Here is a 14,893-nt window from a genome sequence, read left to right as displayed (position 1 = left end):
CATATTATTGGCGGTGAGCACGCCACTCAGCTGATCTTCCCCGGTACTCTTCTGCCCGCTATTATCCAGGCTTACGGATGCACTTAAGGGAAATTCCGGTTTTGCCGTGAGATTAACGATGGAATATCCGGCCTGCGTCCCGGGAAGAATTTCAATCTGAACCGGGTCGGTACGCAAACGATTAATTTGCTCCATGCCCTGTTCGATGTCGCGTAAATTAAGAATGCCGCCCACCCGTCCCGGAAACGCCATTTTCAGCATGCGCGGCGTTTCGCCTTCCAGACGGATCGCTTCCAGCCTGCCTTCCAGCACAACTATATTCAGCTGGCCGCCGGTGAGATCCTGCTCGGTAAGAAAAGCGCGGCTGGTGATATATCCCCGGCTGATATACCAGTCAGAAATATGGGCGAGAAGTTCCGTTATTTTCGCCATATCCATACAGCGGCCCTGCCACGGCGCGACAAGGGTCTGCCGGGTTTTCGGGGGGATTAAGGTCGCACCGGAAAGGGTAATGGTATGAATGGTGAAACAGGGTCCGGAGCCGGTAACAGGCAGCGGTCTGGCAGGCGCAGGGCGAGGAATACTGCGCTCCAGCTCTTCACGCTGTTGCTGGTTCTTTAATAACAGTTCCTCCTGCTGCTGACGCACTGTGTCCCGGTCAGCAGGAGTAAGGGGGGCTGCATGGCTCAGAGTACAAAAAAATAACGAGCAAAAAAAGACGGCTTTGCTGTAATAGCGCATATTAAAGGATAATATTTTTTGTTTTCCTCAGTATGACAGCTCTGGCGCAATAGGGAATAGTCTCAAAAAGAGGGCTACTATAATTGGTAGTAATATTTGCGTTAAGTTTAAAAAAACCGTTATAACGAAGAGCGTCATATCGGAATTTTTTATTATTGCCTGATTGTTTCTTCTTTCACAAAATATTAACCACCCCTCCCAATAGTTAGATATAAACATCAGCTAGCAGCGCAGATTAAATTACACGTTGCATTCATCGTGCTGCAAATTCTGATGACAACTGATAACTCAGTGCTGAATATGGAGGCATGCGTGATAACTTCGTTGAAGCGATCAAACTACAGCATGACGATACCTGGATGGAAAAGCATAGACTGGGTAAAAAATAGACAGAGGAGGATAACATCAAGAAAATCTGGAGCGGGCGAAGGGAGTAGAACAAACCAAACAAGTACCTGAAAAATACAGAATTTTCAAGTTATATCTTAACTTATACCCCCAAAGATACCCCCAAAGCACAGAGACTTTGAATTCAAGTAATTACCTTTGTCGATAAATCAGCAGGAAGCGAGATGATAGCAAATGGCAAGCATACTGCGAAAGCAGCGACACCATTAGCATCAGACTAATTATGATTTAATAAACCCAGATCGCAGCGGGCCCTCATGATATCAATAATCGTGAGATATGACGTTTGTTCTTGCCAGCTAAACCCTCTGCGATCGGTACGAACCAGCCCGTACTTTTCCACCAGAAAATTAACAGCATCGGCCAAAGATATACCGGCATCGATATGTTCCTGAATTACCGTCTCATCACTAAATGGTGTGTCGTTGAGTGTCAGGCCATAATGCTGTTCCAGCAGGCGTGCAAGCAGCATTTGCCAGATAGTCACAGGCGACTGGCATGGCTTCGCCGCCCGCATATTTGTTGCAGGTAGAAATTTCATTTTTTCTCTCGTGAAAGTAATTAACGTTGAGTGGGATAAATGGCGATGTATACGTAGCCACAACTACCAAGTGTATCGGCTTCGCACGTAAGCCCGTTGTAATATAGGGTGACACAGTGCTGATGCTGGGGGGAGAGTTCTCCGCTGGTGAGCATCAGCTCCAGCTGCTTGAGTATCAACGGAAAGGCCTGGTCGAGGCGCAACGCATGCTCGTCGCTGAAAGTACCGTTGAATCCGGCGCGGTCAGCGAGAAAATGCACCCGGCTGCCTTCCTGTACCAGACGAGCTCCAAAACAGGGGGTGATCGTACTCTTTAGCCCCCACTGCTGGCAGGCTGGATTCTCCGGCTTGTCACCAGATTCTGAGTGATTGTTCATTATTGTTCCTGATTAAAGGGAAAGATTAATTGAGAGTGACACTTCGAAGAATGACATAGGGACCATTGCGGTCCTGACGGCGTTCAGCAAATACGGCCAGAACGCCGCGTATATCTTCCACCTCGCGGCCAGCATAATGGCAGATACTACCTGACCATTTATATTTTCCTGTACTGAAGCGAAACAGCCGGGAGCCAGGATGTTGCCGGTACAGGGTCATTGCCTGGCGTTTACTGATGATTTTCATATCCAGCCTCGCTCCGCGAACGACACAATGCCCTCTGAGCCGATGACCAGATGATCGAGCGTGTTCACATCAACCAGTGCCAGAGCATCTTTAAGCCTGCCCGTAATATTGCGATCGCATTGGCTGGGCTCGGGATCACCGGATGGATGGTTATGCGCCAGCACGGCAGCTGCAGCATTTAAGCGAAGCGCTGACTTAACTACTTCGCGGGGATGGACCTGGACATGGTTAACTGAACCGGCAAACAGCGTTTCGCTCTCCAGTAAACGATGCTGATTATCAAGATAGAGCACCATAAACACTTCCCGTTCTTGTCCTGCCAGCAGTAACCGAAGCCAGTCACGGGCAGCAGTACTTGAGGTAAAAGATATGCCGGGCTGGCGCAGATATTTATCCAGCAGGTTGATAGCCCGGCGAATGGTCCGTTGGGCATAGGGTGTCAATCCGGATGTCGCGGGGAGCAGGCAACCATGCTGAGCCATGACCGACACCGGAAAGAGTTCAGGCTGCGATAACGGTGGGGATATTGCGGTATTCATGTTCGGTATGCCTCAGTCAATGAGATGCATAATGGCGCTGCATTCCGGATGGTTCAGCGCGTAGTCACGTAAGCGATAATAATGCTCAGTCATCGCGTCACATTCGGTACGACAGGCATGGTGGCTGTATGCCATCAGGCACGCGACTATCCCTGCAGCTTCACTGGTAAGCTCTGCGCCATTGCCGTTCATGTTGTTGAACAATGACCACTTCTCATCGCTCTCTGACTCTGGAGCCATAAAAGCACCTCCATTACTGAGCGTCGAAAAGCGCCAGATACCGCCGTGATAATCGACACACAGCCGGTCCATCCAGGCGAAAATGCGAGGTTCAAGGGTTATCCACTGCGGGATGGAGCCAAAGTGCTGCGGCCAGAAGCCGATGCGTAACTCATCGGCAACAACAGCGACGGAAATGGTGAGTTCAGTTGTGGTGTCATTCATGGGTTTCTCCGGTAATAAAAAAGCCAGCGGTTCAGGCTGGCGGGTCAGGGGAAAAATGAAAGCGTGGCAATGTGGTTAATAAGGCAGGCGGCTGAGAGGGCCCTGCAGGATGCCGTAGTCCCGGATGTACGCATTAAGCCCGGTCCCGGCCTTCGGTTCAAAGTTCCAGGCTCGCCAAACCATCCGGCCATCCGCATCGCGCAGGACCAGCCGAAAATGGCTTCCCTGGTCATCCTCGATGAAGATGTTTTGGTATGCCGCGTTGACGTACTCCGCCTGCTGGCGGGTAAAAGGTCCGGCCGGAAGCAGGCTCTGGCCCTTTTGTTTCTGCGCGGTCATGATGCGAGCTCCAGCATGTTTTCAGCCATGACCCAAAGGGCACGATTGAGCTTCACATCCCCATCGATGCCTTTCACTGCGCGGGTATGGGCCCGTTTGCCTTTGGTCGTTCTACCGGACAGACCGCCTTTAATCAGGTTTTCCTGAATGCGCTGATACGTGGTCCACAGGTCATTGCTCTCATCCTGCAAGCGGCGTGGCGCAAGAATTTGTGACTCCGTGACCGGCTGATGCTCTTCCCCAAAACGGTAAGTCAGTGCCGCTTTCGCCATCGCCTGCTGAGCAGGTGGCGGTAGCAGGAGTGAATGCATGGCATCGCGCTTCTCCTCCACCCGGTCAAATATCTCCAGCACTTCATAAGCCCCTTCAATGACTTTCTCCACCACGTTGCCTTTATGCGGCACACGTACTTCTCCAAAACTCTCCCCGCATATCAGCCCATTCTGACAAACAGCACGAAACAGTCCCGGCAGCATCTGATAGGAACTGGACCCATCATGACTATTCAGCAGGATAATTTCCGGCACCTGCTTACCGGTGATTTGCCCTTCACGGCGCAGGCGCAGCATGTGTTTGGTGTGTTCACGTTTGCTGGGGTCCCGCACGCGGGTCTGACAGGCAAAGAAGGGCTGGAACCCTTCACGCTGCAGGTTTTCAAGCAGGGTGATGGTCGGAATATATGAATAACGTTCTGAGCGGGATTCATGCTTGTCTTCACTGAACACGCTCGGCACATAGTGCGCCAGCTCCTCGTGGGTGAGCGGGCGGTCACGGCGAACGAGGTTCACCGCACCAAAACGGCTGGCTAATTTCATGGTTGTTTCCTTATCTGAAGGCACAAAAGAAAACGCCCCACTCGAATGAGCAGGGCGTCGGGTGTGATGCTGATCTGATGGGGTTTAAGGATTATCGAGAATGAAGATGTTCCGCTTCCCGTTCGCCCAGATAACGTTGAGCCGGGTCTGGCCGTCAGCCTCTGTCACGGTGATGTGCTCTGCGGATGACAGTGCCGAATTATCGTCGTCAAAGACAATGCTGTTCAGCGCCGGGGTGGATGATTGCTTATCGATGTACCAGAAATCCGGCGTCTGATTCGCCGCAGTCGCCGGGGCATCCGAAGACATCAGAAAGGTGTAGCGACTCATATCCCGGACGAGGTGATAATTCACGGATTTCTCCCGCGAGCCCGCAGGATACTCCGCCATTAGATAGCTGTCCTTGTGTTCCGGGCCACACCGATGGCAGACCAGATATCCGGCCTCATCTGTAATTAGTCGGGACTCATTCCCGGCGGGTGCCGCAGACACATCGGCGCTCATTGCGAGGCAGGCCAGTATCAGCAACGAGACAATCTTTTGGGTCGTTTGTTTTATTTTCATCATGGTTTCAGCTGTAAGTGAATACGCCCAGGTCAGTGAATATCCGGGCTTCAATAACATTGCAGGTAATACCCTTCTGCCAGAGCGTGTTGCCAAATCGCCAGGTCAGACTGTCAGCAAACTGCATCGTACGGGGCGTGAACGGGTCTTTATTGGGCCACCACCCCTCCATCTTCTGACCCTGAATGGTGGTCACGCCCTGCTTCAGCTGCGGGCATTTGCCCCGGTTTACATCGATATTTTTTATCTGAATCCGCTCCGTGCGGGCAGTCACAGTGACGTAGACACAGTCATTGCACTCCCAGCCACTTTTCTGGATATCGACTTTGATGGCGTCATTTTCTGCGCTTACCGCAGATGAGACGAGGCCTGCCAGTAATGTGATTACGGCGGCGGCAGCAGAGAACATGTTCATATTTGCTCCTTGTGATGCGACAGGTGCGCTGTCGCGCTTACTCAGTGAATGTCTGCCAGGGGATTTTATAAGCGGTTTTTTCGCCTGGATAATGAAGATATCCGATCGGGTCGATCGAGAATTTCGATCGTGTATGAACGAAAAAACTTATCGAAATGTGGGACGTACGGAGAAAGTCAACCGAAGAAGTAGGACCAGATCGTGCGGGCGGCGCGGGCCACGGTATGCGTCACGGCCTGAAGAGCCGAGCGGGCAACTTGCGGCAGCGGGGCCAAATCAATGATGCGGTCAATCACCTCCACGACCGCCTCGCCAAAGCCGGTGCGGGAGCTGCTGATAACGACTTGTGTGCGATAGCCGGTTTGAAGGTGCGGTACCAGCGGGCTGCGGGTCTGCTTTGGGAGACGGGTAATCATGGCCTCCACCAGGCGCGACAGCCGGTAACGCCCCCTGACGGAGATGACCAGTACATCACGCTCTGCAATTCCCAGCTGGCGGGCGACCGCCTGTTGTTTCTGAGCAATATGTTCAGCCTGCAGCGCTGAGGGTTGCGCGGAAGACCAGTTCCATTGCTCTGCCGGTTCAGTTTTGTCCACCTGATTGAGTACCCATAGCACCGGCGGCTGCAATCCGCTGTACTGCGCGAACACGTCCCGATAAAACTGCTCCTCTACCGAGAAGGCGCGGTCATCCGCCTTTAACACCCACAGCACCATATCAAGCTGTGGCATCAGTTCCTGATAAAGTTCGCGGTACTCATCATCACGTTGCAGGCTTTCTCCTACACCAGGCAGGTCAATCAGCGTCAAATAGTGAGAGCCAAAGCGAAGACGAACCCGTTGAGGCTGACGGGTGCAGGCTTCCACCGCATTGACTGCGCAGACTTCACTGCGGAACAGCGCGTTACACAGCGAGGACTTACCGACGCCGGTTTTACCCATAATGCCAATCACGGGTTCGTACGTGACGAGCTGATTGAGTTCTTTCAGCAAATGTTGTCGTAGTGAGCGTGGATAGCGCCGCAGGTGACGGCGGATAAGGGCGTAGCCCGAGAGATGTTTCATGCTGGCCTCTGGATAAAAAAGGCCATCCGGTGGAGATGGCCTGTTGAAGAGAAAGGTAAAGGAATTCATTAAGATGATATATAACTGACTAAATTTTAGATCTCAGCTCTGACGATCGGTTTAAGCGAACACTGAATGAAGGCTAGTGAATTAGTTATGTGGGTCTGCTTCGTGCCAGGAGTGGACATTTGTGACCAGTTAATCATGCCAGCAAGATCTTAACGAAGGCATCCCAGCGGTCTTCGATGTTGTCTTTGTTGATAGGGAGCTGCGTTTTGCGCATCGTTATCCCATCAATGGCCGCGAGATCTGCGTCTTTTTTTACCAAATCTGGCGCGAACCAGAGTTTAAGCGTGCGCGGATCGATGGCGCATAGTCCCGCGTCAAAGAGCTTGTGGATATCAGCGCGCAGCAGCAGACCGTTTTTAAAGCTCGCGCCACCTTTGCGAGCGTGGGCTTTAAGGTGTGCGGCTTCGCAGCGTACCGCAATGGCATTTGTGTAGACACAACGGCCACCGCAGTTAAGCATCACATCTTCACGGAATTTCCCCTGATCACGACGGCGACGGCCATAGAAGGGTACATCTTCTTTGTGTTCGCGTTCTTCAACCAGCGACCGTTCGGCCCGAGGTTCTTCAGCCTGGGGTTCAGGTTCGACCGCTTTCGGTTCTTCCCAGGTTCCCAGGAACATGGCAACGCGCTGGGGCATTTTGACACGATTCAAAATCCCAAGGTGCGCTTTTTCCCAGGTCAGGAATTCTTCCAGGCGACTTGCTGGGCAACCATGTTTAAGCGCTGGATGGGGGGATTCCTTTTTGGCTGGAGCGGGCGCGGGTGCAGATATAGTCGTGCAGCTACTGCCTGTGTTGTAGCTGCTACGGCCAACCACATGGCGTTTAACCGAATTTCCTTCGACCAGGATTTGCTTGTCCTCGTCGATCTGACGCTGGAAGAATGCCTCGATTTGAGTGTAGTTCAGCTTGAAGTGGCGCATAACTGCGCCACGGAAAGCCAAACGAACTTCTTCGTTACGATTTGGCGGGCAATCCCGCTCAACGCGCTGGGAAGCATAGATATCATTCCCCCAGGCTTGCGTACCGTAACGGCTAAATATGCCCGTCCAGTTTTTTCCCGATTGGCTGCTATAAACCTTATCATCGCAGACGAACACGAACGGAGACGAAATAATAAATCCGTGAACTTCCATAGCCATTTTAATCCACCTCAACCAGCTTTTTTTCCAGTCCACCCCTTCGAGATCGAGCTTGCCAACTTATTTCTGCCAACAATTGCAGCAGCATAAATGTTGTGACCTGTAATTGAAATCGGTTCGACCTGCATTTTCGATTAGCTTGACCCGCTCCCCGTTCGTTAACACATAGCAACGTTAGTAATGCATCCTACGCGGTAATAACAATTGTGAGCTTCCGCTACTCGCTCATAGCTGCCTGTCCACCTGCAAGAAAAACATTCGAAAAGACCAATTCTGGGGTTAGCCATACTGCGCTCTTAAATCAAAAATCATGCTTTTTTGCTGTACCCCTGAACCCCGGGCCCAGAGTTCAGCCGGGAAGGGAAGTATCACGGTTCTGTTTTCTGTGACAGATTTTTTCGTTTTTTCTTTAGGTACATCACTTCGTCACATTTACCAATCATCTCCGCCAGCGTCGCATACTGGTCTGCGTTATTAATCAGCTCACCAAAAGAATAATTGATATAGTAGGGTTTGCCTGACGTTTCATTATGGTACTCCAGACTCGCACTCAGCGCGTTCAGAAAAGACTGGGTGTTTCCGTTTCGCCGAATAAGTGCGACAAATTCATCGCCGCCGATACGGCCTGCAATTTCTCCCGGTTCAAGATGCTGATATAAAGAGGCTGCAAATATCTTAAGAACCTCGTCACCCTCAGCGTGTCCCCAGAGATCGTTAATCGGCTTGAACTTATCCAGATCAAAATAGATAAGACTGAACGTCGCATTATGCTGGTTCATCGAGCGGAATACTTTTTCTCCTGCACTGTAAAACCCACGCCGGTTGGGAATGCCCGTCAGGCTGTCCGTCATTGCCATGCTTATGGCCTGGAATTCATCCTCGACAATGCAGGCCAGATCCCGGAGTGACGCAATGTCATCCTCTGAAAAGGTACGGGGAGAAGTGTGGATCAGGCACAGCGTGCCGGCCACCGTGCCGTCAGGCAGGCTAACCGGCTGTCCTGCATAGAACCGGATATAGGGCTCACCGGTGACCAGGGGATTGTCGTGGAACCGCTTATCGGCTGCTGCATCAAGAATGATGAAAGGCCCCTCATGCAGAATGGCATGCCCGCAAAACGAAATGTTACGGGGGGTTTCGCGAATACCAAGCCCTTCACATGCCAGCAACCACTGACGATCGCGATCCAGAAGGCTAATCAGTGCCACTGGCACCTGAAAAATGCGTCTGGCCAGGCGGGTTAGTCGTTCAAAACGCTCATCGTCGCGGGTATCGAGAAGCCCCGTAACATAAAGCGATTTAAGCCTTTCTTCTTCATTTCCTGGAAGGTCGGGAGGCTGCATGTTACCTCTGAAAACAATCAGTTTATGAAAGATGTCCGATGATATTTATCTGCCTGACAGATTATAGATTACAGACTTTTATCAGACGTTATGCATTGCAGTTTATTGCTTTTCAGACGGTGAAACCACAACCTTTCATCTGAGCAGTTCAATAACGGCCATCCTCTCCGGACCAGTACCTCCAGAACAGGCGCAGCAGAATGCCGGGCCACTTTATCCTCAATACGCTCAGCTAACCGAATCACTTAATATTACAGAGAAGCTGATCCTACTTTGACAGAAATTGGTTCCGGAAAAATTCAGCAGAGAGGCGAACCGTGGAAATTGGTATGACCTCGGGGGCTCCTTGGCCGAGAACCAGGAATACTGCCGACTGATGAATATTCGCAGCGAGGCCGATCTACAGCGCATCATGATGGCTGGCGTACCCTGGCAGTCGCTTCACGTGCAGCAGCTGGCTGACGCTATCTGCGCCAGTCTCGATGTCGTCCTGCCCTGGGATCGCGCAGCGGTGGATGCGACCACGGAGATAAATATGGCTCAGCTCCTCGCCGGGACGCCGATCGGTCCGAGCGACACGGCGATTGCCGGACATGCCATTGCGGTCGGCGCGGTACTGGTGACGAATAATACGCGAGAGTTTGGGAGGGTACCGGGCCTGAAGCTGGAAGATTGGTTAAATAGACAGGCTATACTTAAAGGTAATAAATGTCCGCTTTGTGCCAAAAGCGGACATGCTGCTATCTGCCTGCCTTGTGATAGAATCTGCTTCAATCCAAGCTGAAGCCACCAAAAACACATACCACTCTGCTCTGGATCAGTACGAAAAAGATTAAAACTGTGACCGGTTTCATATATTTATCTTATATGATTGTTGCTGACCTTTACAGGAACATTCTGTTGGTCAATTCTTAGTTGTCATTTTATCTGGAGTGATTCTATGGAATGGATAGTTTGCGATGTTATATATATGGTAAAAAAAGATATATACCTGCTTAAACTGCACGCTGGGCCGTTAAATATGATGGCGGAAGTTGTTTCTACCAGCCCAATATACAAGGACGATAGACTTCATCCGATCAAAGACGCCAAATATCTGGTTAATAAAATTGAAAGTAGACCAGTTAAAGTCATATGCGCTTCTGAATATTCAGCAAGTCACTGGCTTTCTCAAAAAAGAATCTGTAGCCATCAATTAAGACAACCGTCTTTGCTGCCAGCGACCTGAACTGTACCGTTTTACTATTGTTATGACTTTCAAAGTAATATTTTTGCTTGCGAAAAGTGAGCAATCCGAGGAGTACTGCCAGACCGAACGAGGGCTTAAGGCACGCCTTAATGGGTAATTGAGAAGTGCTGAACCAGGTTAATTATCCTACTGCTTTCTCCCAGTATATCTATGACCGCACCTCGCGAATGGTAGCTCTGATGACCAACCAGGCTGTCCGCTGCATGCCGGAAGCAGACCATCTTTAGATGGTCATTGAATCGTCCAGCAAGCTCATTTCTTCAGAGAGCCACTGTCTCAGAATTCGTATTTTAAATGAATCCTGATTATCCGAGCGATAAACTAAATCATATCCCCGCTCAGCCTTGAGTTTGTATTGCGGAAACGGAACAACAAGCCTTCCAGCTGCTACATCATCTGCAACCAGAACACTGCGTCCAAGAGCCACACCTTCGCCACGTATAGCGGCCTCAGTCGCCATGCTGCCAAGGGTCCATAAGGGGCCATGATGGCAGCAAAAATTTTTTTCTCCGGCCATTTCAAACCATGCCTCCCAGTTCGCCAGCATTCTGTATTCATGAAGAAGAATGCAGTTTGAAAGCTCCTTAATTTCTGTCAGACCATTATGTTCTTTAAGAAAACCCGGGCTACAGACGGGAGTAACTGTTTCATCGAAGATACGCTCATACGAAACGTCGCGGTAATGGCCAAGACCGTAACGAATGGCTGCATCTACCTGACCATCATTTAGATCCACATTACTGTCAGTAACATCCAGCTGAATATCAAATTCTGGATATCTCTGCCTGAAGCGGCTCAGACGGGGTGCCAACCATTTGCTGGCAAATGAAACCGTTGTACTGACACGTAAACTTTTGGCAGGGTTCCTTCCGCGCAGACGCTCAGATTCCATCATTAACTCACTCAGAAGGCGGGTAACAATGCGATGATATTCAGCACCTTCCTGAGTCAGTATTATCTGTCGGGTCAGCCTGAAAAATAGTTTTAACCCCAGATGCTCTTCAAGCTTCCGGATTTGCCGGCTTATCGCGCCATGCGTTACGTGCAGCTCTGTTGCAGCCAGTGTCATACTAGAGAGACGTGCTGTGGCTTCAAAAGCACGCAGAGTCTGCAATGGGGGGAGGCGATCAAATATCATACGTGTGATTTTAAATCACGCGTATTGTGAGAACAAATGATTTGTCAGGCCTGAGTCCGAAAATCAAAATTAGCACACTGAACATTCACATTGGCTTTGCGACAATCGGAGGAATGATGGAAAGCTTGTTTGTTTACGGGACCCTGGGGCCTGGCCGACCTAATGCTCATATTCTTGAAAAGATTGGGGGGACATGGCAGGAAGGCCACGTGGGTGGTTCGTTATTAGATAAAGGTTGGGGTACAGAGATGGGATATCCGGGGATCGTGTTGGATGATTCCGGTAATCGTGTACAGGGTTTTATTTTCACGTCAGAAAATTTGCATCTTCACTGGCACATACTCGATGAGTTCGAAGGTTTTGAGTATGAACGGGTACCAGTAGAAGTAACTACTTCTTCCGGACAGACCGTAAAATCATGCATCTACATGCTCAAAGCATAAACTATGAGACCAGCTGTGAGCTACTTAAATTATCGTCTCATAAAACCGGTGGCTCAAGTAAAAAATCATCTCCTGCAAATAATGTGCAGCATCCTGGCAGAGGTCGGAGTGCTGGCAGAATATCAGCAGAATAAAAACGATCCCAAGTAAGAACATTGTTTTCATCTGCATGTCATCGAACAGAGCACAGTGGCAGGACGATGCGAGCCAGAACACCCGAGGGAAACTGGCGGGCAGGAAGCAATGTGATGTCGCCGCCCAGGCGGGTGACGCAGGCTTTGACTATCGATAAACCCAGCCCGGAGCCGGGCTGGGTCATGCCTTCGGGCCGATAAAATGCGTCGAACACACGCGTCCTTTCGGCAGCAGCAATTCCGGGGCCGTTATCTTCAATATTAATAACTGCTTCGTGCGGCGTTACCGTCACGCTGAGATCAATCTGCCCGTTTTCAGGGATGTAGCGGATAGCATTTTCCACCAGATTTTTTACGGCAATGATGAGTGTGTGTTTGTCAGTGATAACCTGCTGACTGGCACTGTCGGTTTCCAGTACGCCGATATCGATATTTTTTTCAAGCGCCAGTGGGTACAGGGATTCAATCACCTCCCTGAACAGCAGCGGAATGTGAAGTGGCTGATGGCTTTCGTGCGAGGTGTTTTGCTGTTCACGGGCAAGCAGCAAAAGCTGGTCTAACAATTTTTTGGTTCGGCTTAACCCTTGTTGAAGATTGTTCAGACGGGATTGCGCTTCGGGCGACATTGCGCTGGCCGACAACCGCTCCGCCTGCAGCGACAGTGCCGTTAACGGGGTGCGTAACTCATGAGCCGCATCGGCGATAAAACGCTTCTGCGTCTGCATTGCTTCATCCACTTTATGCAACAACTTATTGATACCGCTGACAAACGGGCGGATCTCATCGGGTATGTTATCTTCGGTGAACGGCGTTAAATCACGTTCGTCACGCTGATGTACCTCATCGGCAAGGCGTGAAACGGGGCGAAACGCTTTACGGATCAGATCAGTCGCGACCAGCAACAATACTGGCAACAGGAGACTGAGAGGGATCAGCGTGCGCAGTGCGCTTTCAAACGAGATTTCGTCACGTACGTCACGTTGCTGACCAATGGCAACCAGCAGCATGGGTGAAAGACGGTGGACCAGTACGCGAAACGACTCTCCGCCGGCATTAACGTCCTGAAAGCCTTCGCGTATGGGGGGAGCCAACTGAAAGGTGAACCCTCGGGGCTGCAAAGCACTGCCGTTTGCGGAGATGAACTCAACCTCCACGCGGGAATCTTTATCGCTATCCAGGGACTGGATAGCATTCTGTATGTCCGGGTTGTATTGGAGCACGCTGGCGATTTGAGTGAGGGTGTTGTCCTGCAGTTCGTGGGCTTCGTCTAGTGCAAAATAGAAGGTGAGGCCGCAGGAAATGATGGCAGTAAATAAAATGGCGATGCTCAGGGCTACCGAGAGCCGAAACTTCAGGGAATTTATCACTTGCTTCTGGAAACCAGCCATCCAACGCCTCTGACATTTTTGATGGCATCCTTGCCCAGTTTTTTACGCAGCGCGTGGATGAAAAACTCTATGGCATTGCTTTCTACTTCTTCGCCCCAGCCATAAATGCGCTCTTCCAGATCGCTACGGGAGAGAATGCCTCCCGGCCGCCGCATCAGCGCTTCCAGCAGAGCATATTCGCGGTTAGAGAGTAAAAAACGTTCATCGCTGGCAAGCAAACATACTTCATGGCTGACCGGATTCAGGCTTAGAACCCCGTTACTCAACAGACGTTCACCATTGCCATTATGCCGACGCAGCACCGCGCGGATTCGTGCGAGCAGTTCGCTGAACTCAAACGGTTTGATCAGATAATCATCCGCACCGCTATCCAGCCCATGTAAACGGTCTGGCAGGGCATCCCGCGCGGTGACAATCATTACCGGCACGGAGGAGCCCTTACGGCGCAATGCACTCAGGACGCTGAAGCCATCCTGGCCGGGTAGCCCAAGGTCGAGAATAACAATGTCGTAATGCTGTGTCAGGCAACTGGTCACAGCATCATTGCCATTCTGAACCCAATCCGCAGCATACGAGGCATCGCGCAGCGAATCCACCATCGCATTCCCCACCATCAGATCATCTTCAACCAGTAAAATTCTCATCGTTTTAATAACCCGTTTGGCCGCGCCTGAGTAAGCATAAACGCAAGAACCGCCCTGAGCAATTTGCGGCTATTTCTCCTGTATTTCCATGCTATTGCGAAAAGTCAGGTAGCCAACCAGACTGATAATGGTTAGCAAAAACAGGATGCTGGTCCCAGTCGTGCCCAAACCCACACCGCCGTTTACCGGGGACTGCGACAGTAAATCACCGCAAGAGGCACCAAATGGACGCGTCAGAATATAAGCAATCCAGAAGCAGGCCACGCTGTTCGCCCTGAACAGATAAAAGGCGAGAGCGGTCAGAAGGATCAATGCGCCGAAGAGTGTGGCAGCGTTGAAATAACCAAGATTCAGGCCTTCCGCCGCCCAGTCACCCGCAGCGGTGCCTAGTGAAAAGGTAAACAGGATCGCTACCCAGTAGAACAGCTCACGTTTGCGGGTAGTGATACTGTGGATTGACAGCGTTCTCTCTTCGTTAAACCAGAGTACAAAGGTCAGGCTCAGAAACGCACCAAACAAACCAGTGGAGAAAGCCAGAGGCACGCCAAAGCGGTCGGTCAGATTATCGGTCACCAGCGTGCCAAACACGCTGATTAGCAACACCGTTGCCCAGTAAAGTGCCGGGACATAGCGCGTGGCCCGCAACTGGAGAGCCAGTGCAATCACGAATAATCCCCCGGTAAGCACAGTGGTGTTGGTCAATCCCCAGCCGAGATCCATATTCAGAAAATCGGCAGCCGTTTCGCCCACGGTAGTGGACATCATTTTGATGAGCCAGAAGAAAAGCGTCACTTCAGGCACTTTATTGAGCCATGAGGTTCTGGAGTCAGTTAGCATGTTGCAGTCC

The 14,893-nt window shown here is 50.9% G+C and carries 19 protein-coding genes and 1 pseudogene; 3 read left to right on the top strand and 17 right to left on the bottom strand.

The window, feature by feature from the left end; genetic code table 11:
• The 13 genes from AC0TNG_RS06280 to AC0TNG_RS06220 all read right to left on the bottom strand — a co-directional run.
• Positions 1-741 (bottom strand): ShlB/FhaC/HecB family hemolysin secretion/activation protein (locus tag AC0TNG_RS06280; RefSeq protein WP_473713188.1); only part of this gene is annotated, 741 nt, incomplete at its 3' end.
• 625 nt (positions 742-1,366) lie between these two features.
• Positions 1,367-1,690, bottom strand: coding sequence for a TA system toxin CbtA family protein (locus AC0TNG_RS06275; RefSeq protein WP_236948518.1), 324 nt, complete (start codon positions 1,688-1,690; stop codon positions 1,367-1,369).
• A 20-nt stretch (positions 1,691-1,710) separates the two neighbouring features.
• On the bottom strand, positions 1,711-2,067 hold the full coding sequence (locus AC0TNG_RS06270) for a type IV toxin-antitoxin system YeeU family antitoxin (protein ID WP_236948519.1): 357 nt from the start codon (positions 2,065-2,067) through the stop codon (positions 1,711-1,713).
• Between the two features lie 25 nt (positions 2,068-2,092).
• Complete coding sequence (locus tag AC0TNG_RS06265; protein WP_012543032.1) at positions 2,093-2,314, bottom strand: DUF987 domain-containing protein; 222 nt, start codon at positions 2,312-2,314, stop codon at positions 2,093-2,095.
• Positions 2,311-2,853: a RadC family protein gene (gene radC, locus AC0TNG_RS06260; RefSeq protein WP_248165654.1), complete on the bottom strand. Its 543-nt coding sequence runs from the start codon at positions 2,851-2,853 to the stop codon at positions 2,311-2,313. Before radC ends, AC0TNG_RS06265 begins: the two co-directional genes overlap by 4 nt.
• Positions 2,854-2,865: 12 nt before the next feature.
• Entirely contained in the window at positions 2,866-3,297 is a 432-nt protein-coding gene (locus AC0TNG_RS06255; protein ID WP_048294092.1) for an antirestriction protein, read from the bottom strand.
• 75 nt (positions 3,298-3,372) lie between these two features.
• The gene (locus AC0TNG_RS06250) at positions 3,373-3,636 is read right to left on the bottom strand and encodes a DUF905 domain-containing protein (protein ID WP_048294091.1); all 264 of its coding nucleotides are present in this window, start codon (positions 3,634-3,636) and stop codon (positions 3,373-3,375) included.
• Positions 3,633-4,451 (bottom strand): DUF932 domain-containing protein, encoded by an 819-nt coding sequence (locus AC0TNG_RS06245; protein WP_048294090.1) that lies wholly within the window; start codon positions 4,449-4,451, stop codon positions 3,633-3,635. Before AC0TNG_RS06245 ends, AC0TNG_RS06250 begins: the two co-directional genes overlap by 4 nt.
• Positions 4,452-4,535: 84 nt before the next feature.
• On the bottom strand, positions 4,536-4,841 hold the full coding sequence (locus AC0TNG_RS06240; protein ID WP_473713189.1) for a hypothetical protein: 306 nt from the start codon (positions 4,839-4,841) through the stop codon (positions 4,536-4,538).
• A 181-nt stretch (positions 4,842-5,022) separates the two neighbouring features.
• Positions 5,023-5,430, bottom strand: coding sequence for a hypothetical protein (locus AC0TNG_RS06235; protein ID WP_048294088.1), 408 nt, complete (start codon positions 5,428-5,430; stop codon positions 5,023-5,025).
• 176 nt (positions 5,431-5,606) lie between these two features.
• Positions 5,607-6,494 (bottom strand): GTPase, encoded by an 888-nt coding sequence (locus tag AC0TNG_RS06230; protein WP_248165650.1) that lies wholly within the window; start codon positions 6,492-6,494, stop codon positions 5,607-5,609.
• A gap of 202 nt (positions 6,495-6,696) precedes the next feature.
• Positions 6,697-7,707 (bottom strand): HNH endonuclease signature motif containing protein, encoded by a 1,011-nt coding sequence (locus tag AC0TNG_RS06225; protein WP_248165648.1) that lies wholly within the window; start codon positions 7,705-7,707, stop codon positions 6,697-6,699.
• Between the two features lie 368 nt (positions 7,708-8,075).
• Entirely contained in the window at positions 8,076-9,050 is a 975-nt protein-coding gene (locus AC0TNG_RS06220) for a GGDEF domain-containing protein (RefSeq protein WP_196520870.1), read from the bottom strand.
• Between the two features lie 451 nt (positions 9,051-9,501).
• Between AC0TNG_RS06220 and AC0TNG_RS06215 the strand changes: the two are divergent.
• Positions 9,502-9,729, top strand: a pseudogene (locus tag AC0TNG_RS06215) (PIN domain-containing protein); the annotation flags it as partial.
• A gap of 261 nt (positions 9,730-9,990) precedes the next feature.
• Positions 9,991-10,278 (top strand): polymyxin B resistance protein pmrD, encoded by a 288-nt coding sequence (locus tag AC0TNG_RS06210; protein ID WP_236948522.1) that lies wholly within the window; start codon positions 9,991-9,993, stop codon positions 10,276-10,278.
• 244 nt (positions 10,279-10,522) lie between these two features.
• Here AC0TNG_RS06210 and gcvA read toward each other — a convergent pair whose 3' ends face one another.
• Positions 10,523-11,437 (bottom strand): transcriptional regulator GcvA, encoded by a 915-nt coding sequence (gcvA, locus tag AC0TNG_RS06205; RefSeq protein ID WP_222840351.1) that lies wholly within the window; start codon positions 11,435-11,437, stop codon positions 10,523-10,525.
• Positions 11,438-11,553: 116 nt separating this feature from the next.
• On the opposite strand from gcvA, the gene AC0TNG_RS06200 reads away from it, so the two are divergent.
• Entirely contained in the window at positions 11,554-11,880 is a 327-nt protein-coding gene (locus AC0TNG_RS06200; RefSeq protein WP_117119136.1) for a gamma-glutamylcyclotransferase family protein, read from the top strand.
• A 172-nt stretch (positions 11,881-12,052) separates the two neighbouring features.
• Here AC0TNG_RS06200 and AC0TNG_RS06195 read toward each other — a convergent pair whose 3' ends face one another.
• The 3 genes from AC0TNG_RS06195 to AC0TNG_RS06185 form a co-directional block, all read right to left on the bottom strand.
• The gene (locus AC0TNG_RS06195) at positions 12,053-13,402 is read right to left on the bottom strand and encodes a sensor histidine kinase (RefSeq protein WP_208692429.1); all 1,350 of its coding nucleotides are present in this window, start codon (positions 13,400-13,402) and stop codon (positions 12,053-12,055) included.
• Positions 13,378-14,046 carry a response regulator gene (locus tag AC0TNG_RS06190; protein ID WP_200974046.1) on the bottom strand — a complete coding sequence of 223 codons (669 nt, stop codon included), beginning with the start codon at positions 14,044-14,046 and terminating at the stop codon, positions 13,378-13,380. The genes AC0TNG_RS06195 and AC0TNG_RS06190 overlap by 25 nt, the downstream gene beginning before the upstream one ends.
• A 69-nt stretch (positions 14,047-14,115) precedes the next feature.
• Entirely contained in the window at positions 14,116-14,883 is a 768-nt protein-coding gene (locus AC0TNG_RS06185; RefSeq protein WP_208692432.1) for a COG4705 family protein, read from the bottom strand.
• Positions 14,884-14,893 lie beyond the last annotated feature (10 nt).

The organism is Enterobacter sp. PL_is514 (assembly GCF_055816715.1).
The sequence above is the reverse complement of the archived record's forward strand: the minus strand, read 5'-3'. Positions and strand labels throughout refer to the sequence as shown.

Bases quoted from the DNA above. Each gene is read 5' to 3' on its own strand.
- AC0TNG_RS06275 (WP_236948518.1), bottom strand. From the start codon at position 1,690: ATGAAATTTCTACCTGCAACAAATATGCGGGCGGCGAAGCCATGCCAG.
- AC0TNG_RS06270 (WP_236948519.1), bottom strand. From the start codon at position 2,067: ATGAACAATCACTCAGAATCTGGTGACAAGCCGGAGAATCCAGCCTGC.
- AC0TNG_RS06265 (WP_012543032.1), bottom strand. From the start codon at position 2,314: ATGAAAATCATCAGTAAACGCCAGGCAATGACCCTGTACCGGCAACAT.
- radC (WP_248165654.1), bottom strand. From the start codon at position 2,853: ATGAATACCGCAATATCCCCACCGTTATCGCAGCCTGAACTCTTTCCG.
- AC0TNG_RS06255 (WP_048294092.1), bottom strand. From the start codon at position 3,297: ATGAATGACACCACAACTGAACTCACCATTTCCGTCGCTGTTGTTGCC.
- AC0TNG_RS06250 (WP_048294091.1), bottom strand. From the start codon at position 3,636: ATGACCGCGCAGAAACAAAAGGGCCAGAGCCTGCTTCCGGCCGGACCT.
- AC0TNG_RS06245 (WP_048294090.1), bottom strand. From the start codon at position 4,451: ATGAAATTAGCCAGCCGTTTTGGTGCGGTGAACCTCGTTCGCCGTGAC.
- AC0TNG_RS06240 (WP_473713189.1), bottom strand. From the start codon at position 4,841: ATGGCGGAGTATCCTGCGGGCTCGCGGGAGAAATCCGTGAATTATCAC.
- AC0TNG_RS06235 (WP_048294088.1), bottom strand. From the start codon at position 5,430: ATGAACATGTTCTCTGCTGCCGCCGCCGTAATCACATTACTGGCAGGC.
- AC0TNG_RS06230 (WP_248165650.1), bottom strand. From the start codon at position 6,494: ATGAAACATCTCTCGGGCTACGCCCTTATCCGCCGTCACCTGCGGCGC.
- AC0TNG_RS06225 (WP_248165648.1), bottom strand. From the start codon at position 7,707: ATGGCTATGGAAGTTCACGGATTTATTATTTCGTCTCCGTTCGTGTTC.
- AC0TNG_RS06220 (WP_196520870.1), bottom strand. From the start codon at position 9,050: ATGCAGCCTCCCGACCTTCCAGGAAATGAAGAAGAAAGGCTTAAATCG.
- AC0TNG_RS06210 (WP_236948522.1), top strand. From the start codon at position 9,991: ATGGAATGGATAGTTTGCGATGTTATATATATGGTAAAAAAAGATATA.
- gcvA (WP_222840351.1), bottom strand. From the start codon at position 11,437: ATGATATTTGATCGCCTCCCCCCATTGCAGACTCTGCGTGCTTTTGAA.
- AC0TNG_RS06200 (WP_117119136.1), top strand. From the start codon at position 11,554: ATGGAAAGCTTGTTTGTTTACGGGACCCTGGGGCCTGGCCGACCTAAT.
- AC0TNG_RS06195 (WP_208692429.1), bottom strand. From the start codon at position 13,402: ATGGCTGGTTTCCAGAAGCAAGTGATAAATTCCCTGAAGTTTCGGCTC.
- AC0TNG_RS06190 (WP_200974046.1), bottom strand. From the start codon at position 14,046: ATGAGAATTTTACTGGTTGAAGATGATCTGATGGTGGGGAATGCGATG.
- AC0TNG_RS06185 (WP_208692432.1), bottom strand. From the start codon at position 14,883: ATGCTAACTGACTCCAGAACCTCATGGCTCAATAAAGTGCCTGAAGTG.